Origin of the sequence: Phytobacter palmae, assembly GCF_039409775.1 — a bacterium.
Lineage (GTDB): Bacteria > Pseudomonadota > Gammaproteobacteria > Enterobacterales > Enterobacteriaceae > Phytobacter > Phytobacter palmae.
In genome coordinates this window covers 89,460-108,601 of record NZ_JBCIVJ010000012.1, presented here as the reverse complement: position 1 = coordinate 108,601, position 19,142 = coordinate 89,460, and the positions used below count along the sequence as shown (strand labels likewise).

Here is a 19,142-nt window from a genome sequence, read left to right as displayed (position 1 = left end):
ACGTCAAGCTTGATGGGTCAGAATTTTAAATTTTATATCTGTATGTTTTATAAATATTAATCCCTAATGATTTAGAGTTTTTTAGCGGTGGTGGTTTACTGAATTTGGCCAGCTTCACAGAGATGGGCCGAGTGAATAAGTGAATGTTATTCAAAGATCCCTTAAATTTGATCGAATGCCTCTATTGAGTTTACGCATGATCAAATCAAAGCCCCGGAAAATAGCTATAAGCTCGTCCAGCGAGTAAAATGCGGGGCGTGGATAGGGCGGTGTTCGGCTTTCACAGCCAGAGACTTGCAATAAGTCTTTGCAGAGAATGGCGAAAGATCCCTCTTGAGTAATTCCATCAGCGTCAATTCGAAAATGTGTCTCGACGATCTGACGCCCTTGAATAATAAAATTCAAACCGACACCATCAGGTAATGCCAGTAGCTTATAAACCGAGCCAGGGCCGGACAATTTTTCCAGCGGAATGAGTCCGGACGTTGCCGCCATAATGTTTTTAGCAGAAGTTTCGATCCGGGGAGCTTCGGAACGAAACGGATAAGCATCGCAAAGGGCGTAATATGACTCGTGTGTGCCGACTTCAATGGCAGTCTTGAAAAACTGGGACACGTTAACTCCTTCGGTCATTAATGTTACGGTGCATTGTCTGTCTGGAGGTAAAGGCACTCAAACTTTAATCTTCGGCGCGATGGTAAATCGCCGCTCAGGCCAGGAGGCTATCCGTTTCAACGACAAGGAAATTCTCTCTGTTATTCCTCTCCATCTTATTTTTATCGCTTTGATGCGCAAAGAAAATGTCGGATATAAAATAATCGAGTGGGAATGAGCGCTTAAGCATCTGCTTATAAGCGGTGAAATCAAAGACACCATGCCGGTATTTTTTTACAGGCGTACGTTACGTTATCGGGTGAAAAGGGAAGATGCGCTGCATCATTTAACGCGCCTGTTGACTGGACATTTTAAAGCGTGCCGTTATATACCAAAATAAATATTTGAAGACCGGGGGCGTGCTGTATGCAGTCTGTATGTTTAATGGGCGATGGATATGAACCTCATGTGGAGCAATTGGGCGAGCAGCTGAGCTATTCATTGCCTGTCGACTCCGGATTTCTCAGCTTTAGTTTCACCTTCGTTATCCACCGGGCCGATCTCGATGTCCTGCTTTCTGACGACTACCGACGTGCGGTACTGGAGGTCATTGCACATACGCTGCTCCAGCGTTCAACCCTCCCCGGCAATGCTCGTTTTACCCAAAGCGATTTCGATACTCTTGTTGCAGATACGCTCCATTCATCGCGCGATTGTCTCGAAGCTTTCATCGAACAGGTGAGCCACGAAAATCACATTGTGATTAAAAAATATGTGCACGATATTTTGCACAGGCGCTTAAACCTGCAACCGTCAGACTCCTGACCCCACTATTCCAGGCATTAGACGAGGCAGGCATTTTATGCCAACCTTTTGGCTTTGTGTGTCCTGGAGCGGGAACTTTGCTGACAATCTGGCAAAAGTGTTTGCTAAGCATGGTGATGATGACCGTGCCGATGAATTGCTCTGGCAGATTATCGAAGCCGATCCAAATTCCGGTAACGGGTTGCTCTGGTCTATGAGTATGAAGCAGGCGCGTGAAAGGGAAGAGGGATATGTCGTGAGGCTGGGGGACCGTTGTGGCGCTGCCCGAAGCCTGGTTATGCACGACGACTCTGGCTGTGGAAGATACGACGGCCCTTACACTGCCGATCTGGTATAACGGGCTGAGTATGCCGACAGGCTTTTTGAGTTCAGCGCCGGGCAGCAACATGTACCTGCGCAAACCAGTCTGGCCTATACTGAGTGGCTTACTCGCATTGCTGAAAAGTTGCCGTGTCGAAGATAAGAATAAGGTAAGGAGGAGGGAGAGATGACAACGCGGGATATTGAACAACGCTTCTGGCGCTCTCCGCTTGTACCGTGGATTGAATGGCGTTCTACCGCACATAGTTCGCAGGCCTACAAACTGCACCAGCACCCTCAGTTCTCCATTGGCGCGATTATCGATGGTGAGACCGTCACATGTTGCAGTGGCCGTGAATATCACCTTTATCAGGGTGAGATGGTGCTCATCGCTCCCCGTGAAGCGCACAGCTGCAACCCGGCCGGTAATCGTTCGCGTAGCTATCATATGTTGTACCTTGATGAGGCGTGGTGTCTGCAACAATTGGGGTTTGCGCCGGGAGAACATCTTCACTGTACACAGACGGTATTACGCAGTCCCTCGTTCTTCACAGCTTTTATGCACATTATCTCCCTGATGGAAGATAGCCGGACTGAGGCATTACAGGAGGCGGTACGTGCACTGCTTGTCAGCCTGCCCGGCCTGCAGACTGCGGAGAAACCTGCTGAATTTTGCAACCATATGCAAACGACGTTACTGGCCGATATTCAACAACCCCCCTCTCTGGATTGCCTGGCGCAGCGGTACACGCTGCGTAAAGAGACGCTGATTCGCCAGTTCAAACTGGCAACAGGACTTACGCCCGCTGCCTGGGTCAATAATGCCCGCGTGGAATTTGCCAAAGCACAGCTGCGGGCGGGCAATGAAATTGCGGATGTAGGCTATGAAAGTGGTTTTGCCGATCAAAGTCATTTTCATCGTACGTTCGTCAGTTTTACCTCTTCCACTCCCCGGCAGTATGCGCAGGGGCGATCAATATCAGACAATAAGTAAGTCCGCTAACGCCATAAAGTGAGCTCGTCTTTTACTGATGAGGTCGCTATGTCTCTGTTACCCGAATTTATTCCCGCTGCGTTTCCACTGCTCGCGCTTTCACACTTTGTGGCCCTGGTCAGCCCAGGCCCGGATTTCTTTTTGCTTGCCGGTTATGCCATCCGTTATCGCCTGCGGGGAAGCGCCTGGATTGGGCCGGGGATCGCCCTGGGAAACGCGGTCTATATTGTGGTGGCGATGTGTGGCTGGCGGTTGTTACAGGATTATGGGTTGCTGTTTCGCCTGATTGAAGTTGCCGGTGCGCTGTATTTAATCTGGATTGGCGGGCATCTGTTGCGTAGCCGTAAGCAGGTTCTGGCGCTCAACGCTACCCGGATGGCGTGCCCGTCATGGCGAAAGCAATTTCTGCTTGGGCTGGGTTCTGCATTGCTTAACCCCAAAAATGCGCTTTTTTACCTGGCATTAATGACCTCAATCCTTGGCGCAAACGTCACGTTTCCACAGCAGATCTTTTCCGGCGCATGGATGAGTCTGGCGGTGCTTGTATGGAATCTGGCCATCGCAGCATTGATTGGTTTGTCTGCTGTGCAGATGCGTATCACATCATATGTGCATATTATTGAGCGCGTAGCCGGAGCCATTCTCGCCGGATTTGGCGTGGTGATGATCCTGACGATGGTGCGTCATGCTGTGATGTGACAAATCCCACGTAAAGACGTGTGCGAATAAAAACAGTACGTTAGCGTTGTGCAGAGGAATCGATAGTCTGGCTTACTTGCTGTGACTGGAGCTTATCCTGATGATGATACCAGGCACCAATTGAGGAATAGATAAAACGACCAAAGAAAAAGATAAAGCTGATAAGAAGTACGATACGGGTCATGCGACTGTCAAATCGATGTCGTTTTCGCATAGGGGTTGCCTGACTCACAAAAGGTTCCTTAAGGTTTACCCTGAATAAAGGGCGACTGTCACATTAAGGCACAGAGTGCGGATAAGGTCAATTCTTCGCCAGATAAAATTTCATAAGCAGAAAATATTAATCAATTTTATACAAAATAAATTAAGTATTTAAGCTATGAATGCTAATCTGCATCTCTTTTTAAAAAGCGTAAAAATTAATTAATTCGGCGAGTTTTATTTGATGTGCATCAATCACTAGTTGACCTACAGAACTAAAATTCACGCTCATTTGCTATTTACACGCGTACAGTCAGGTTGGATGCCTGCCTGAAATACCCATCGGGATTCTGGGTTTTTTTGTCGAGCATCTATGACTCCGTTGAAAAAATATCATCAGCATAAAGATAAATGGTGGGCATTACCGCTTGTACTGCCATGTTTTTTGCTGCCACTGTTTAACCTGGCAAATACCTATACGCATGTCGCAGGGGAAACGGTTGTACTTTTCTCTCTGCCAATGGCGCTGATGTTCAGCCTGATGGTGGTCTTTGGCTGGGCAGCCCTACCCGGTATGGTTCTTGCGCTGGTACTGAATATCGGCATGCATGATATCTCTGAACTTGTCGCGCAAATCTTTCATTTAGTTATTCCCGTGGTAATCAGTTGGGGCGGTTATCGTGTTTTCGTTACGCGTCGGCAAAATATTGCCTACGGAAATGCCGCCTTTATTGCCCAACGCATGTTCTGGCAGGTCTTTTGCCCGGCAACGATTTATTTGATTATTCTCGAGTTCGTTATCTGGCTGGCGTTGTATGAAACGGATTTTAGTAAGACTGATATATTGTCGTTAAATATTCATTTACTGATTGATTATCAGGCATTACTGGTCGGTACGATGACCGGCATTCCGCTCTGCTATTTGGTTGTTCGTATCATTCGCCATCCACGTTATCTGCGTAGCTGGTTATCGCAACTGCGGCATGAATTCGATCCGAAAGTGACTCGCTTTGAGATGGTTATATGGCTGAGTATCCTGACTGGACTGGTCACACTCCTGCTCATGCCACTGAATGAAAATAGCTCCATTTTCAGCACCAACTATACACTCTCTCTGGTGTTACCTGTCATGCTGTGGGGAGCGTTGAGCTATGGATACCGGTTTGTCTCGGTGATCTGGACGCTGCTATTGATTGTCTCGGTACACTATTTTTATCACTATCTTCCCGTCTACCCGGCTTATGAAATTCAGTTGGCTATCGCTTCGTCGAGCTACCTGGTTTACTCGTTTATCATTCTTTGTGTATCGGTACTGGCAACCCGGCAACGGCATGTTCACGCCCGTGCTCGTCGTCTTGCCTATCTTGATCCCGTTGTTCAGATACCCAATCTGCGCGCCCTTAATCGCGCGCTGGCGGGTTCGCCCTGGTCTGTGCTCTGCTATTTATCTGTGCCAGAACTGGAAGTCCTGGGGCGTAACTATGGCGTGATGCTGCGCATTCAGTACAAGCAAAAATTGTCAGACTGGCTTAAAAACAGGCTTGATGATGATGAACGTGTCTACCATCTTTCTGGTCATGATTTGGCTATTCGCCTTAACGCACAGTCGCACCAGAGCCGTATAGACGCGCTGGATGCCCATATTAAGGCGTTTCGTTTCTTCTGGGATGATATGCCGCTGCAGCCACAGGTAGGTATGAGCTATTGCTATGTACGCTCACCGGTGCAGCATCTCTACTTGCTGCTTGGTGAATTGAGTACCATTGCGGACTTGTCCCTGGCGACAAACCATCCGCAAAGTCTGCAGCATCGTGGGGCGGCTAATCTCCAGCGTAGCCTCAAGGATAAAGTGGAAATGATGAACCGCCTGCAGCTGGCGCTTGAGGAGAATCGCTTTAGTTTGCTGGCGCAGCCCATCGCCGGGATGCGCGGCGACAATTATCATGAAATTCTGCTACGAATGAATGAAGAGAATGGCCAGTACATTACGCCGAATGATTTTCTGCCTGTAGCCCATGAGTTCGGCCTGTCGTCACGTATCGACCTTTGGGTTGTGGAGCATGTTCTGAGTTTTATGTCTGCTCATCGCGCAATGCTACCTGCGCAACGTTTCGCTATTAATCTCTCGCCTGCCTCCGTGTGCCGGGGGAAGTTTTCTCTGGAAGTGGGCCGCCTGTTAAATAAATATGGCGTTGAGGCATGGCAGTTGATCTTCGAAGTTACCGAAAGTAACTCGTTAACGAATATCGAGCAGGCAAATCAAACCCTCGGCCAGCTGCAAAAAATGGGCTGTAGCGTAGCGATAGACGATTTTGGCACCGGCTATGCCAGCTATTCGCGGCTGAAAAATGTGAATGCCGACATCCTGAAAATTGACGGTAGTTTTATCCGCAATATCGTTTCAAATAGTCTGGATTACCAGATTGTCGCCTCTATTTGTCATCTGGCGCGCATGAAAAAGATGCGGGTTGTGGCGGAGTTTGTCGAGAATGAAGAGATACGCAGCGCAGTGGTTGCGCTGGGTATCGATTATTTACAGGGATATTTGATTGGCAAACCAGAGCCGCTGGAAAATCTGCCAGAGCAGATCCAGGCGGCCTGATTTTATGCCGCCACGCCTGGCGATTGTTCTTCTTCGACTTTGAGTCGCCAGCCGGTGACGGCCTCCCAGTATTCCTGTTCCCGTTCCAGATCGAACAGAACCAGTGCATTCTGGCTGAACCAGTCATGCGGGAAGCTCAGTGTCCAGTGGCTATCATCGGTCTTAAGGCGTAGCGTCGGCGGCGTCGTTGTCGCCTGACGCTGGTTGTTAAGCAACACCCCAAGGCGCAAAAGCTGAATTAACGGCAGGTAGTGTTTTTTCTTGAATAACGCGAAGCGCGGTAAATCATCCAGCTTGATCGCCTTACGATGATAGCGCACCAGTGTTGCCATCATCAGCTGCTGCTCCTGGTTATAACCGGGCAGATCGCTGTTTTGCAGGATATAAGCCGAGTGGCGATGCATACCGCTGTGGTTAATATTTAAACCGACTTCATGCAGCATGGCTGCCCATTTCAGTAGCGCCGCCAGTTGCGGGTTGACGAGCTTCGGATTTTGCGCCTGCCACTGATCGTACATATGCATGGTGGTTTCCAGTACGCGACGCGCCTGTTCACGATCGATGTTGTACTGATTGGCAAGGCTCTGCGCCGTGCGGCTGCGGATATCCTGATGGCGAAAACGGCCTTCCATTTCATACAGCACGCCTTCGCGCAGCGCGCCGTCTGAGAGGCGTAACTCATTAATCGCCAGCGCGTCAAATACCCCGCAGAGAATGGCCAGACCAGGGGCAAAGACCGCTTTACGCTCTTCAGAAAGACCGGGGACATTCAGTTCGCTAAAGTTTTTGAACTTCACGACTTCGGCAACCAGTTTTTTGAGGCGCTCAGGGGTGATAGAACCATCCTTCTCCCCTAATGCCAGCAGAACTTCGTGAGCCGCTTTAATGGAGCCAGAAGCGCCAAGCGCGACATCCCAGCCCTGAATTCGGAACTGCCAGGCCAGTGTCTCCAGTTTCTGCGTTGCCGCAACGCGGGCGCGCTGGAAATTTTCCGCATTGATGGTTCCGCCAGGGAAGTAAAGCTGCGCGAAGCTGACGCAGCCCATACGACGGCTTTCCACCAGTTTGGGCTCAAAATCTTCGCCAATGACCAGTTCAGTTGAACCGCCGCCGATATCAATAACCAGCTTGCGGCCTTTTTCCGGCTGCGTGTGTTCGACACCCATAAAAATCAGGCGCGCTTCTTCGTTACCAGAGATGATTTCAATAGGGTAGGGAATAACCTTTTCCGCCCGTTTGAGAAATTCCGGTGCGTTGAGCGCCTGACGTAACGTGTGGGTCCCTACAATACATACGCTCGAAGGATCAAAACCCTGCAGGCGTTCTGCGAACAGCGACAGACACGCGAGACCGCGCTCCATAGCCTCTTCACTCAGCATATTATTGCTGTCTAGGCCATCCGCCAGATGGACGCGTTGTTTCAGACGGCCAATGATCTGCATTGCGCCATCAACAACGCGGGCAATCACCATATGAAAACTGTTCGAACCCAGGTCGACCGCAGCAAATTCCTGCGGTCGTGCTGTCTTTTCGTTTATCGGCATAGATTAGTCAGACTGTTCAAGTGATGTCAGATATTCATGAATCGCGAGCTGTGCGCGTACTTTACGGCGGTTGCCGCGCGGCACGTATCGATTACTCAGCTCTTTATCAACGTAGCGTGCTTTGACGGTATCACTGAACAGAAGATCAATGATATCCAGTACCTGCTGTTTAAGGCGCGGATCGAGCAACGGCGCCGCTACTTCAATACGGTAATCGATGTTTCGCGTCATCCAGTCAGCAGACGACAGATACACTTTTTTATCGCCGCCATTCTCAAAAATATAGATGCGATCGTGTTCAAGGAAGCGGTCAACAATGCTAATTACACGAATATTATCGCTGATACCTTCCAGTTGAGGGATAAGCGAGCACATACCGCGCACCAGTAAATTGACCGGCACGCCAGAACTGGAGGCCGTATACAGCCGATCAACCAGACCTTTATCTACCAGGTTGTTGATTTTAAGAGTAATTCCTGACGGATTGCCTTTCTGGGCATTAGCAATTTCGGTATCGATCATTTTGTACAGTAAGTCGCGCGAGTTTTGCGGAGATACTAACAAATAATCGAAATTCACCGGACGGTACGGGTTCTCAATAAAGTTAAACACCCGGCGCACTTCATTGGTGATACGCGCATCGGCGGTCAGCAACGAATAGTCAGTATAGATACGTGCGGTCTTTTCATTAAAGTTGCCGGTACCGATGTGAGCGTAACGCACCACTTCGTCGTTTTCCATACGCGACACCAGGAATAGCTTGGCGTGAATTTTCAGACCTGGCGCCGAGAAGATAACCTGCACGCCGGCTTCAGTCAGACGCTTCGCCCAGTGAATATTGGCTTCTTCATCGAAACGAGCCTGTAACTCTACCACCACAGTCACTTTCTTGCCGTTATGGGCGGCGTGGATCATAGAGTCGATAATGCGCGAGTCTTTCGCCACACGGTAAATGTTGATTTTTATCGCCAGTACGCTGGGGTCAAACGACGCCTGGCGCAGCAGCTCAAGCACATGCTCAAAGGTATGATACGGGTAATAGAGCAGCACATCGCGCTCGCGAATGGCATCAAAGCCGTTGCGGAACTTATCAAACCAGACATGGCGCAGGCGCGGCAACGGTTTGTTCACCAGGTTCGCTTTCCCGACGTTCGGGAAGCTGATGAAGTCTTTAAAGTTATGGTAGCGGCCGCCCGGAATAATGGAGTCATAGCGGGAAATGGTCAGCTTCTCACGCAGCATCTCAACCATGGCATCGGGCATATCACGCTGATACACAAAGCGTACCGGCTCTGCTGTCAGACGTTGTTTCAGGCTTGAAGACATGAGCTCCATCAGGCTCGATTCCATCTCGTGCACCAGATCATATTCGGCGTCACGGGTCATTTTCATCGAGTAGGCGTTCAGCGCGTCATAATCAAAGAAGCCTTTGAAGATATCATCCAGGCAATAACGCAGAATGTTATCCAGCAAAATCATTGGCTTGCGGCGGCGCGGCGCTTCCGGCGGCAGGTTCACGAAACGCGGCACTTTATCGGACGGAATCTCCAGCAGGGCGTAGCGAATATCATCGCCACGGATAATTTCCACAGCCAGATAGGTATAGTCGTCTTTTAAGAAGCGAATCAGATTGGTTTCGCGATTAATCAGTGTCGGCGTGATGTGCTGGCGCAGGTACTGTCTGAAGTAGTGGCGCAGCCAGTTTTGCTGATTGGCGGAAAGCTGGCGTTCGTTAATCAAAAAGATTTGATTACGCGCCATTTCCAGCAGTAACTCGTTATACAGACCGTCAAATTCCTGATCGGCTTTCAGTACGCGAGACTGGATTTTACCCAGCAGGTGGCGTGAATGGGTGTTGGTTCCTTGTCCTTGTTCTTCGCTAATAATGATACGGCGTTTAAGTTCAGCGAAGCGAACTTTATAAAATTCATCAAGGTTGTTGGAGTAAATTCCTAAAAAGCGCATACGTTCGATGAGCGGGTTACTCTTATCCGCCGCTTCCTGCAGAACGCGCTCGTTAAAGCACAACCAACTTAGTTCTTTTTCCAGATATAGTTTTTCCTGACCCATTACAACTTACACTCCGGTTAACTCTCGGGACACGGCAATTCCTTCTCGTTATGGCAGTGTCCTCGTGTGCAGGTAAACGTGTTGGCGTTCGTTTGAGTGACACCCATATTATGGCGAGCTTTGCCATTAGATGTCCAACTGTGACAGATAAGTATGACAGTAATCCGGTTTTACCCGCAGAAAGGTGTTGCGCGCAACGCTATGTTACGCGCAGGCAAAGAAAAGACAGGATTACTCGGCTGCGTAGCCCTGTTCTGGCAGGCAAACGCCATCAAGCCAGGCTTTATTTTCTTGCATAGACAGACGGCCATCGACGAACCAGCTCACGACCAGTGGGTAAATCGCATGCTCCTGAGTCTGGACGCGGGCGGTTACGTCTTCTTCGGTATCGCCCTCAAACACCGGCACCTGCGCCTGTAAAATCACCGGGCCGCCGTCCAGTTCGTCAGTAACAAAATGCACGGTGGTGCCGTGAACTTCATCACCGTTCTCCAGTACCTGGCGGTGGGTATGTAAACCGGGATATTTAGGCAGCAGGGAAGGGTGGATATTGATAAGGCGACCGGCATAATGCGCCACGAAAGCCGGGCTGAGGATACGCATGTAGCCAGCCAGCACAACGAGATCCGGAGCGTAAGCATCAATCTCCTGCATCAGTTCGCGGTCGAATGCTTCGCGACTGGCAAACTGAGAGGCAAGAAGCGCATGGGCGGGAATATTCGCTTCCCGCGCGCGCTCAAGGCCGAATGCGTCGGCCTTGTTACTGAATACTGCCCGGATGGTGCCATTTATTTTCTTCTGCTTACAGGCATCTATTATCGCCTGCAAATTGCTTCCGTTGCCGGAAATGAGCACCACAATGTTTTTCATTCGATGACCACGCGTTCACTGGAATCGGATGCTTTGATAATACCGATTTTCCACGCGTTTTCACCTTTGTCATTGAGGAATGCGATGGCCTTATCTGCTTCATCAGCAGGCAGAGCGATAACCATACCGACACCACAGTTAAAGGTGCGATACATCTCATGACGGCTGACGTTGCCTGCCGTTTGCAGCCAGTTGAAGACCGCCGGCCATTGCCAGGAGGACTCGTCGATCACGGCCTGGGTGTTGTCCGGGAGTACGCGCGGGATATTTTCCCAGAAGCCGCCGCCGGTTAGATGCGCGATGGCATGCACGTCGACATTTTCAATCAGTTCAAGGATCGATTTCACATAGATACGGGTCGGGGTCAGCAGGTGATCGGCCAGGGATTTGCCTTCAAGCTGCGTGGTTTCCGGGTCACAACCGCTCACTTCGATGACTTTACGTACCAGAGAGTAGCCGTTGGAGTGCGGACCGCTGGACGCCAGTGCAATCAGGACATCACCGTCGGCTACTCTGGAACCATCAATAATCTCTGATTTTTCAACGACGCCGACACAGAAGCCCGCCACGTCATAATCTTCGCCGTGGTACATGCCTGGCATTTCAGCGGTTTCGCCGCCCACCAGCGCACAGCCTGATTGCAGACAGCCTTCCGCGATACCATTGATTACGCTTGCGGCGGTGTCGACATCCAGTTTACCTGTAGCGTAATAGTCGAGGAAAAACAGCGGTTCTGCGCCCTGAACGACCAGGTCATTCACGCACATGGCCACCAGGTCGATACCGATGCTGTCGTGACGTTTCAGATCCATCGCCAGACGCAGTTTGGTACCTACGCCGTCAGTGCCGGAAACCAGTACTGGCTCACGATATTTTTGCGGCAATGCGCACAGCGCGCCGAAGCCACCCAGACCGCCCATGACTTCCGGACGACGGGTTTTCTTCACCACACCTTTGATTCGGTCAACCAGAGCATTGCCTGCGTCAATATCAACACCGGCATCTTTGTAGCTAAGAGAGGTTTTATCGGTCACTGCTTGAGTCCCCACGCGTTTGCTTGCGGTTCACCCGTCATATTTCAGGCTGTTACCCGAACTAATCCGGTTTTGGAAATAAAATTCGGCGCAATTCTAACAGTGAAGGCAAACGTTTGCGAGTCCATTATTTCAGGCCGCCGAGGATTCTTACGGTATACTCTTTTCCAGTCTGTTTGATCCGGATCAACGCCGCACCTGTAGCATGGCGGAAAAAAAGCGGTATAATCCGGCGATTTTTTTTGTGGCTGCCACCGTTTTGGGGAAGGAGAAGAGTATGAAGGTCGTGGAAGTAAAACACCCACTCGTCAAACACAAGCTGGGCCTGATGCGTGAAAATGACATCAGCACCAAACGCTTTCGTGAACTCGCCTCAGAAGTCGGTAGTCTGCTGACCTATGAAGCGACTGCTGATCTGGAAACTGAACGTGTGACTATCGAAGGCTGGAACGGCCCGGTAGAAGTCGAACAAATCAAAGGCAAAAAAATCACCGTAGTCCCTATCCTGCGTGCCGGTCTGGGCATGATGGAAGGGGTGCTGGAACACGTTCCGAGCGCACGCATCAGCGTAGTGGGTATCTATCGTAATGAAGAGACCCTGGAGCCGGTGCCCTACTTCCAGAAACTGGTTTCTAACATCGACGAGCGTATGGCGCTGGTCGTTGACCCAATGCTGGCAACGGGTGGTTCTATGATTGCCACCATCGACCTGCTGAAAAATGCAGGCTGCCACAGCATCAAAGTGCTGGTGCTGGTTGCTGCCCCGGAAGGCCTCGCTGCGCTGGAGAAAGCGCACCCGGACGTTGAACTGTATACCGCGTCCATTGACAAGGGCCTCAATGAGCACGGATACATTATTCCGGGCCTCGGCGATGCCGGCGACAAAATCTTTGGTACGAAATAAATGCTTTAAAAATCAAAAGCCGACTTTGAAAGTCGGCTTTTTTTTGGCGTAAACCAGAACAGAATCCGCCTGATTGCATTACGCAGTCCACAAAACTGCGGGATGCGTGATGAGCGGAACATATACCCTGAACAATTCGAGTTGCAGATGGTGGCAAGCGAGCGAACCCTGATTATCTTACGCAGGTAAGTGATTCGGGTGGACGAGTACGGTCAACGCATCTGCGGCCAGAAGTGTAACGGGGATAAACAACAACACTCAGAGGAAAACACTATGACGCGCCGTGCTATCGGGGTGAGTGAAAGACCGCCGCTTTTACAGACAATCCCGCTTAGTTTGCAGCACTTGTTCGCTATGTTTGGCGCAACCGTGCTGGTGCCAATCCTGTTTCATATAAACCCGGCCACCGTACTGTTGTTTAACGGTATCGGAACGCTGCTTTATCTCTTCATCTGTAAGGGCAAAATTCCGGCTTACCTGGGATCGAGCTTTGCGTTTATTTCGCCGGTACTGCTGCTTCTGCCGCTGGGCTACGAAGTGGCGCTGGGTGGTTTTATCATGTGCGGCGTGCTGTTCTGCATTGTTTCTTTCATTGTGAAGAAAGCAGGTACCGGCTGGCTGGACGTGATGTTCCCGCCTGCGGCAATGGGCGCAATCGTTGCCGTCATCGGTCTGGAGCTGGCCGGTGTTGCTGCCAATATGGCCGGTCTGCTGCCTGCGGAAGGCCAGTCTGCTGATTCCAGAACCGTACTTATCTCACTGGTAACCCTGGGCGTTACCGTGTTTGGTTCCGTACTGTTCCGCGGTTTTATGGCGATAATCCCGATTCTTATCGGTGTGCTGGCTGGTTATGCGCTCTCATTTGCCATGGGTGTGGTTGATACCACGCCGATTGCCAATGCGCACTGGTTTGCGCTGCCAACCTTCTACACGCCGCGCTTCGAATGGTTTGCTATCTTCACTATTCTGCCTGCGGCGCTGGTGGTGATTGCTGAGCACGTGGGCCATCTGGTCGTTACCGCAAACATCGTGAAACGCGATCTGATCCGTGATCCGGGTCTGCACCGTTCCATGTTTGCCAATGGCTTCTCAACCATTATTTCCGGTTTCTTCGGCTCAACCCCGAACACCACTTACGGTGAGAACATTGGCGTTATGGCGATCACCCGCGTATACAGTACCTGGGTTATCGGTGGCGCGGCCATCATCGCAATTCTGCTCTCCTGCGTGGGTAAGCTGGCGGCGGCAATTCAGATTATCCCGGTACCCGTGATGGGTGGTGTTTCTCTGCTGCTGTACGGGGTAATTGGTGCATCGGGTATTCGCGTGCTGATCGAATCCAAAGTGGATTACAGCAAAGCGCAAAACCTGATCCTGACGTCCGTTATCCTGATCATCGGCGTCAGTGGCGCGAAAGTACACATCGGCGCGGCTGAACTCAAGGGTATGGCGCTGGCGACCATCGTCGGTGTTGCGCTGAGCCTGATCTTCAAACTGATCAGTGTCCTGCGTCCGGAAGAAGTGGTACTGGACGCCGAAGACAGCGAAGCAAATCAGCATTAATCGTTGCTCTGCAAACCGGGCGTCACGCCCGGTTCAAACGCGGTAAAGTTTTATGATAAACTTACCGCGTTTTGTTAAAGCCCTGTTGAGGTACGTCTGAACACACCGGCGCAACTTTCCTTGCCACTCTATCTTCCTGACGATGAAACTTTTGCGAGTTTCTGGCCGGGCGATAACCCTTCTTTGCTGGCGGCGTTGCAAAATGTCCTGCGCCAGGATCATAGCGGATACATCTATTTCTGGTCGCGTGAAGGGGCAGGACGTAGCCATCTGCTTCATGCTGCCTGTGCTGAGCTTTCACAGCGTGGTGATGCGGTCGGCTATGTGCCGCTCGATAAACGTACCTGGTTTGTGCCGGAAGTGATTGAAGGGATGGAACATCTCTCGCTGGTCTGCATTGATAACATAGAGTGTGTCGCAGGCGATGAACCCTGGGAGATGGCAATTTTCAATCTCTATAACCGTATCCTGGAATCAGGCAAAACGCGGCTACTGATCACTGGCGATCGTCCTCCGCGTCAGTTGAATCTGGGTTTGCCCGATCTGGCTTCGCGCCTCGACTGGGGGCAAATCTACAAGCTGCAACCGCTCTCGGACGAAGATAAAGTACAGGCGCTACAGCTACGGGCGCGCCTGCGCGGGTTTGAGTTACCGGAAGATGTAGGACGTTTTTTACTCAAGCGGCTGGATCGCGAAATGCGCACGCTCTTTGATACGCTCGATCAGCTCGACCGCGCGTCAATTACCGCCCAACGTAAGCTGACTATTCCCTTCGTAAAAGACATTCTGAAGCTGTAGGCCCGGCAAGCATCGTACCTCCGGGCCTGTGGCGTTAGTAGACGATCTCAAGGACCTGCTCTGGCGGACGACCGATACGCGCCTTCCCGTTCGCCACAACGATCGGACGCTCCATCAGTTTGGGATTATCAAGCAGCGCCTGTAACAACGCCTCTTCTGAAAGATGGCTATCTCCCAGCCCAAGTGATTTATAGAGATCTTCTTTCTGGCGCATCAGTTCCCGCGCGCTGGTCATCCCCAGCATCTTCAACAGCGCTTTGAGCGTGTCGGCATCTGGTGGTGTCTCCAGATACAGGACAACCTGCGGATCAATGCCATTGGCTTTCAGCAAGCTGAGGGTGTCGCGGCTCTTGGAGCAGCGAGGATTATGGTAAATTTTCACCGCGTCTGTCATCGGTTCTCCTTGTTACATCTTCTGATACGGGCGGAATGTTTTCTGCAACTGACGAAGCTGGTCGATACGCGCATCGTAACGGGCTTGCTGCAGACTGCCCAATTTGACCTGCGAACTGGCGCTTCCGAGTAATGTAATGGCCTGATCGAGCTTGCCCGTCAGCGCCAGCCCTTCGGCGCGCGCCGCCAGCTCTTCATCACGATGGCCTAATGTGGCCTCCGTTTGTGCCAGCAGCTCCCAGCCATTGACATCATCCTTCCAGTTAAAGGTGTAACGGTTGAGTATCGCCTCTGCTGCTGCAGCCTGACCGCCGGTCAGATAGGCGTTTGCCAGGTTGAGCTGCAATACCGGGTTGGTTTTGATCTCTGCTGCATTTTTGAGACGGTTAATCGCTTCGGTGCTTTTGTTCTGCCCTAAATCAATGTCGGTCGCCAGATCGAGATACCAGGCATTTGTCGGATTGGCACTCAGCAGGGGTTGCAGGGTTTTAGCCGCATCGGCGAAGTTCTTCGCCTCCATAGCCTGTAGAGCGCGACCATATTGCGCGGCATGCTGTTCACGCACATTGCCTTTCGCCCAGGCATCTAACAGATCGCTGGTGAGCTGATTACGCCCCGAGTTATACATACCCAACGCTCTGGCTTTGGCCAGGTAAAACTCTTCAGAGGATTGCACGACCACCGGGCGCATCTGATTGGCGCGGTTTCGGGCGTCGGCAAGACGGCTTTCCGGTAACGGGTGCGTCAGCAAAATTTCCGGTGGGCGTGAAGCGTAACGGGACTGATCAAGAAGCTTTTCCAGGAATGTCGGCATTGCCTGCGGATCAAAGCCGGAGCGTTGCAAAACCTGAATCCCGATGCGGTCCGCTTCCTGTTCGTTCTGCTGTGTAAAGGTAATCATACCCTGCTGTGTACCGGCCAGCGTGCCGGTGAGCGCTGCCATCCCGGCCTGCGGGCTTGCCATGGCTAACAAAATGGAACCCAGTGCGCCAGCCCAGGTCAGGGGAGCGCTACGTTTCTGGTCTTCCATAGCCCGTGCCAGATGGCGTTGGGTCACGTGGGAAATTTCGTGCGCCATTACCGACGCCAGCTGGCTTTCGTTATCCGCATAGCGAAACAGCGCCGAATGCAGTACTACGTTGCCGCCGAAGAAGGCAAAGGCGTTGATTTCGTCATTATTGACTAAGTAGAAATGAAACGGGGTCTTTACCGAATTTGCATGTGAGACCAGGCGCATGCCCAGTCCGTTGATGTACTGAACCAGTAAAGGGTCGTTGATCAGCGGCGCGCTGCCGCGCAACTGGCGAACATAATAGTCGCCCATCTGCATTTCCTGGCCAATGGACAGAGTGCTTCCTGCGGAGGTTCCCATATCGGGCAGACTGTCTGCAGAATCCGCAAACGCGGGGATCATCTGGCCGAGCGTCAGCGTGGCGATAAGGGTTGCGACCAGCGTTTTTTTCAACTGCCTGAACATAACCTCAATCCTGTAATTTTTGGGGTAATCATTTGACCTGAGGCGCCGGGGTTCGTTCCGGCGAAATAAAACAGAGAGTTTATCCGCCCTGATGAGGGAATGACACTGTTTTACCCGCTCACCATGTTTCCTGTAAAGGCGACGAAAAGCGAAGTCTTTTTTGTGTCATTTCGATACAATTCCTGAACTCACACCGGTCAATCCGGCTCCTGGAAGGAACATATGCTTGAATTGTTGATGCAGTGGTATCGCCGTCGCTTTAGCGACCCGGAAGCGATCGCGCTGCTGGTCATTTTAGTGGCAGGTTTTGTCATTCTCTTCTTCTTTAGTGGTCTTCTCGCCCCGCTGCTGGTCGCCATCGTGCTGGCTTATCTTCTCGAATGGCCAACCGTTCGTCTGGAAAGAATCGGTTTCTCCCGCCGCTGGGCAGCAACAATGGTACTGCTGCTGTTTGTCGGCATCCTGATGATTATGGCCTTTGTTGTGATGCCGGTTGCCTGGCAGCAGGGGATGAATCTGATTCGCGACATGCCAGGGATGCTCAATAAACTGTCCGATTATGCCGCCACGCTCCCCCGACGTTATCCGATGTTAATGGATGCGGGCATCATTGATGCCATGGCAGAAAACATGCGCGCCCGAATGCTGGGCCTGGGGGATTCGGTAGTGAAATACTCCCTTGCATCCCTTGTCGGATTGCTGACGCTGGCGGTCTATCTCGTTCTGGTACCTCTGATGGTCTTCTTCCTGGTGAAGGATAAAGAACAGATGCTCAATGCGGTGCGCCGCGTGTTGCCGCGTAACCGTGGGCTGGCGGGGCAGGTCTGGAAAGAGATGAACCAGCAGATAACCAACTACATTCGCGGCAAAGTGCTGGAGATGGTTGTCGTCGGTGTGGCGACATGGTTAGGTTTTCTGCTCTTTGGTCTTAACTATTCATTGCTGCTGGCGGTACTGGTGGGGTTCTCGGTGCTGATCCCTTACATCGGCGCATTTGTGGTCACCATCCCGGTGATTGGCGTGGCACTGTTCCAGTTTGGCGCGGGCACCGAGTTCTGGAGCTGTTTTGCCGTCTACCTGATAATCCAGGGGCTGGATGGAAACCTGCTTGTGCCGCTGTTGTTCTCCGAAGCCGTTAACCTGCACCCGTTGGTCATTATCCTGTCAGTGATTATCTTTGGTGGCCTGTGGGGATTCTGGGGCGTATTTTTCGCCATCCCGCTGGCGACGCTGGTGCAGGCAGTCATTCACGCATGGCCGGATACCGTGGTGGTTGATGACCATCACGTCTGATCTGGTATCTTCCCCGCTGGCGCTATGCTTAGCGGGGCTCCCCCCCGTAGCCCGGATAGACGCAGCGCTATCCGGGGCGCGTTTAGTGCGCGTTATTTTGATTACGTAAATAGATAATCCAGTAGGTAATCCCAACCAGCAGTCCGCCGCCAATAATATTACCGATAGTCACCGGAATCAGATTGGCAGTGATAAAATTGCTCACCGTTAATGCCGGAAAATTTTCCGGACTGGAATGAATACTGGTCCAGAATCCTTCGGGTGCAAAATAACGAATAACAACAGAAAGCGGGATTAAAAACATATTCGCAATGCTGTGCTCGAAGCCGCTGGCGACAAACATGCCGATCGGCAACAGCATCGCCATGATTTTATCGGTTAGCGTATGTCCGGAATAACTCATCCATACGGCCAGACACACCATTAAATTACATAATGTCCCCAGGCAGACGGCTTCAACGAATGTATGATGCATTTTATGGTCAGCGGTCTGTAATACATTTAATCCCCAAAGACCGTTGCCACTCATATATTGACCAGCAAACCAAATCAGGGCGACAAAAAAAAGCGCACCGACAAGGTTACCCAAATAGACGATTATCCAGTTGATAATTAACTGTCGCCAGCTTATTAACCCGCTGGCTTTTGCCATTACCGTCAATACTGTCGATGTGAACAAATCAGCGCCACAGACCACAACCAGAATGAGGCCCAGCGAGAAGCAGACGCCGCCCGCCAGTTTTGCCAGTGCGGTTGCCGGGGCAGGCCCGGTCGTAACGGTAATATAGAAAACGAACGCGATGGAAATAAATACACCAGCCGTGACCGCGAGAAAGAATGACAACTCTTTCTTCTTGCTGACTTTATATAAACCTGCCTGTTCGGCGACCTTTGCCATTTCTGCGGGAAGGCGCAGATCAAAAGCATTGCTGGTATCCATGAGAATCTCCTGAGTCTATACATAAATGTGGGAGCTATATC

The 19,142-nt window shown here is 51.3% G+C and carries 18 protein-coding genes; 9 read left to right on the top strand and 9 right to left on the bottom strand.

Translation table 11 applies throughout. The annotated features are described in order from the left end of the window. Window positions 1-150: 150 nt before the first annotated feature. Window positions 151-615: a hypothetical protein gene (locus AAIG39_RS15685; RefSeq protein WP_343194233.1), complete on the bottom strand. Its 465-nt coding sequence runs from the start codon at window positions 613-615 to the stop codon at window positions 151-153. A 405-nt stretch (window positions 616-1,020) separates the two neighbouring features. Between AAIG39_RS15685 and AAIG39_RS15680 the strand changes: the two genes are divergently transcribed. The 4 genes from AAIG39_RS15680 (at window position 1,021) to AAIG39_RS15665 (ending at window position 3,412) form a co-directional block, all read left to right on the top strand. Beyond that, on the top strand, window positions 1,021-1,419 hold the full coding sequence (locus tag AAIG39_RS15680) for a hypothetical protein (RefSeq protein WP_090086187.1): 399 nt from the start codon (window positions 1,021-1,023) through the stop codon (window positions 1,417-1,419). Window positions 1,420-1,456: 37 nt separating this feature from the next. Further along, window positions 1,457-1,756 (top strand): hypothetical protein, encoded by a 300-nt coding sequence (locus AAIG39_RS15675; RefSeq protein WP_343194232.1) that lies wholly within the window; start codon window positions 1,457-1,459, stop codon window positions 1,754-1,756. A gap of 150 nt (window positions 1,757-1,906) precedes the next feature. After that, window positions 1,907-2,713, top strand: a complete 807-nt coding sequence (locus tag AAIG39_RS15670) for an AraC family transcriptional regulator (RefSeq protein WP_343194231.1) — start codon at window positions 1,907-1,909, stop codon at window positions 2,711-2,713. A 48-nt stretch (window positions 2,714-2,761) separates the two neighbouring features. After that, window positions 2,762-3,412 (top strand): LysE family translocator, encoded by a 651-nt coding sequence (locus AAIG39_RS15665; RefSeq protein ID WP_249569587.1) that lies wholly within the window; start codon window positions 2,762-2,764, stop codon window positions 3,410-3,412. A gap of 40 nt (window positions 3,413-3,452) precedes the next feature. Here AAIG39_RS15665 and AAIG39_RS15660 read toward each other — a convergent pair whose 3' ends face one another. Beyond that, window positions 3,453-3,644, bottom strand: coding sequence for a YfgG family protein (locus tag AAIG39_RS15660; protein WP_090086194.1), 192 nt, complete (start codon window positions 3,642-3,644; stop codon window positions 3,453-3,455). 342 nt (window positions 3,645-3,986) lie between these two features. On the opposite strand from AAIG39_RS15660, the gene AAIG39_RS15655 reads away from it, so the two are divergent. Next, window positions 3,987-6,215, top strand: a complete 2,229-nt coding sequence (locus tag AAIG39_RS15655) for a sensor domain-containing phosphodiesterase (protein WP_343194230.1) — start codon at window positions 3,987-3,989, stop codon at window positions 6,213-6,215. A gap of 2 nt (window positions 6,216-6,217) precedes the next feature. Here AAIG39_RS15655 and ppx read toward each other — a convergent pair whose 3' ends face one another. From ppx to purM, 4 genes are all read right to left on the bottom strand, one after another. After that, entirely contained in the window at window positions 6,218-7,759 is a 1,542-nt protein-coding gene (gene ppx / locus AAIG39_RS15650) for an exopolyphosphatase (RefSeq protein ID WP_090086197.1), read from the bottom strand. A gap of 3 nt (window positions 7,760-7,762) precedes the next feature. After that, the gene (gene ppk1, locus AAIG39_RS15645; protein WP_090086198.1) at window positions 7,763-9,829 is read right to left on the bottom strand and encodes a polyphosphate kinase 1; all 2,067 of its coding nucleotides are present in this window, start codon (window positions 9,827-9,829) and stop codon (window positions 7,763-7,765) included. Between the two features lie 231 nt (window positions 9,830-10,060). Next, the gene (gene purN, locus AAIG39_RS15640) at window positions 10,061-10,699 is read right to left on the bottom strand and encodes a phosphoribosylglycinamide formyltransferase (RefSeq protein WP_090086200.1); all 639 of its coding nucleotides are present in this window, start codon (window positions 10,697-10,699) and stop codon (window positions 10,061-10,063) included. Continuing rightward, window positions 10,696-11,733: a phosphoribosylformylglycinamidine cyclo-ligase gene (gene purM, locus AAIG39_RS15635; RefSeq protein ID WP_343194229.1), complete on the bottom strand. Its 1,038-nt coding sequence runs from the start codon at window positions 11,731-11,733 to the stop codon at window positions 10,696-10,698. Before purM ends, purN begins: the two co-directional genes overlap by 4 nt. A gap of 277 nt (window positions 11,734-12,010) precedes the next feature. Between purM and upp the strand changes: the two genes are divergently transcribed. The 3 genes from upp (at window position 12,011) to AAIG39_RS15620 (ending at window position 14,998) form a co-directional block, all read left to right on the top strand. Next, complete coding sequence (gene upp, locus AAIG39_RS15630) at window positions 12,011-12,637, top strand: uracil phosphoribosyltransferase (RefSeq protein WP_039079688.1); 627 nt, start codon at window positions 12,011-12,013, stop codon at window positions 12,635-12,637. A gap of 273 nt (window positions 12,638-12,910) precedes the next feature. Beyond that, the gene (gene uraA / locus AAIG39_RS15625; protein ID WP_090086205.1) at window positions 12,911-14,200 is read left to right on the top strand and encodes a uracil permease; all 1,290 of its coding nucleotides are present in this window, start codon (window positions 12,911-12,913) and stop codon (window positions 14,198-14,200) included. A 96-nt stretch (window positions 14,201-14,296) separates the two neighbouring features. Continuing rightward, on the top strand, window positions 14,297-14,998 hold the full coding sequence (locus tag AAIG39_RS15620) for a DnaA inactivator Hda (RefSeq protein WP_343194256.1): 702 nt from the start codon (window positions 14,297-14,299) through the stop codon (window positions 14,996-14,998). A gap of 34 nt (window positions 14,999-15,032) precedes the next feature. Here the strand turns inward: AAIG39_RS15620 and arsC are convergent, their stop codons facing one another. Both arsC and bepA read right to left on the bottom strand, forming a co-directional pair. Next, window positions 15,033-15,392: an arsenate reductase (glutaredoxin) gene (arsC, locus tag AAIG39_RS15615; RefSeq protein ID WP_039079691.1), complete on the bottom strand. Its 360-nt coding sequence runs from the start codon at window positions 15,390-15,392 to the stop codon at window positions 15,033-15,035. 12 nt (window positions 15,393-15,404) lie between these two features. Then, complete coding sequence (gene bepA / locus AAIG39_RS15610) at window positions 15,405-16,868, bottom strand: beta-barrel assembly-enhancing protease (RefSeq protein WP_090086206.1); 1,464 nt, start codon at window positions 16,866-16,868, stop codon at window positions 15,405-15,407. 222 nt (window positions 16,869-17,090) lie between these two features. Here bepA and AAIG39_RS15605 point away from each other — a divergent pair, with 222 nt between their 5' ends. After that, the gene (locus AAIG39_RS15605; RefSeq protein ID WP_090086208.1) at window positions 17,091-18,161 is read left to right on the top strand and encodes an AI-2E family transporter; all 1,071 of its coding nucleotides are present in this window, start codon (window positions 17,091-17,093) and stop codon (window positions 18,159-18,161) included. Between the two features lie 82 nt (window positions 18,162-18,243). Here AAIG39_RS15605 and focA read toward each other — a convergent pair whose 3' ends face one another. Beyond that, the gene (gene focA / locus AAIG39_RS15600; protein WP_090086210.1) at window positions 18,244-19,101 is read right to left on the bottom strand and encodes a formate transporter FocA; all 858 of its coding nucleotides are present in this window, start codon (window positions 19,099-19,101) and stop codon (window positions 18,244-18,246) included. Between the last annotated feature and the right edge of the window lie 41 nt (window positions 19,102-19,142).

Coding starts and splice junctions, on each gene's coding strand:
- ppx (WP_090086197.1), bottom strand. CDS start 7,759: ATGCCGATAAACGAAAAGACAGCACGACCGCAGGAATTTGCTGCGGTC.
- bepA (WP_090086206.1), bottom strand. CDS start 16,868: ATGTTCAGGCAGTTGAAAAAAACGCTGGTCGCAACCCTTATCGCCACG.
- AAIG39_RS15670 (WP_343194231.1), top strand. CDS start 1,907: ATGACAACGCGGGATATTGAACAACGCTTCTGGCGCTCTCCGCTTGTA.
- upp (WP_039079688.1), top strand. CDS start 12,011: ATGAAGGTCGTGGAAGTAAAACACCCACTCGTCAAACACAAGCTGGGC.
- uraA (WP_090086205.1), top strand. CDS start 12,911: ATGACGCGCCGTGCTATCGGGGTGAGTGAAAGACCGCCGCTTTTACAG.
- AAIG39_RS15605 (WP_090086208.1), top strand. CDS start 17,091: ATGCTTGAATTGTTGATGCAGTGGTATCGCCGTCGCTTTAGCGACCCG.
- AAIG39_RS15665 (WP_249569587.1), top strand. CDS start 2,762: ATGTCTCTGTTACCCGAATTTATTCCCGCTGCGTTTCCACTGCTCGCG.
- focA (WP_090086210.1), bottom strand. CDS start 19,101: ATGGATACCAGCAATGCTTTTGATCTGCGCCTTCCCGCAGAAATGGCA.
- arsC (WP_039079691.1), bottom strand. CDS start 15,392: ATGACAGACGCGGTGAAAATTTACCATAATCCTCGCTGCTCCAAGAGC.
- AAIG39_RS15680 (WP_090086187.1), top strand. CDS start 1,021: ATGCAGTCTGTATGTTTAATGGGCGATGGATATGAACCTCATGTGGAG.
- ppk1 (WP_090086198.1), bottom strand. CDS start 9,829: ATGGGTCAGGAAAAACTATATCTGGAAAAAGAACTAAGTTGGTTGTGC.
- AAIG39_RS15675 (WP_343194232.1), top strand. CDS start 1,457: ATGCCAACCTTTTGGCTTTGTGTGTCCTGGAGCGGGAACTTTGCTGAC.
- purN (WP_090086200.1), bottom strand. CDS start 10,699: ATGAAAAACATTGTGGTGCTCATTTCCGGCAACGGAAGCAATTTGCAG.
- AAIG39_RS15655 (WP_343194230.1), top strand. CDS start 3,987: ATGACTCCGTTGAAAAAATATCATCAGCATAAAGATAAATGGTGGGCA.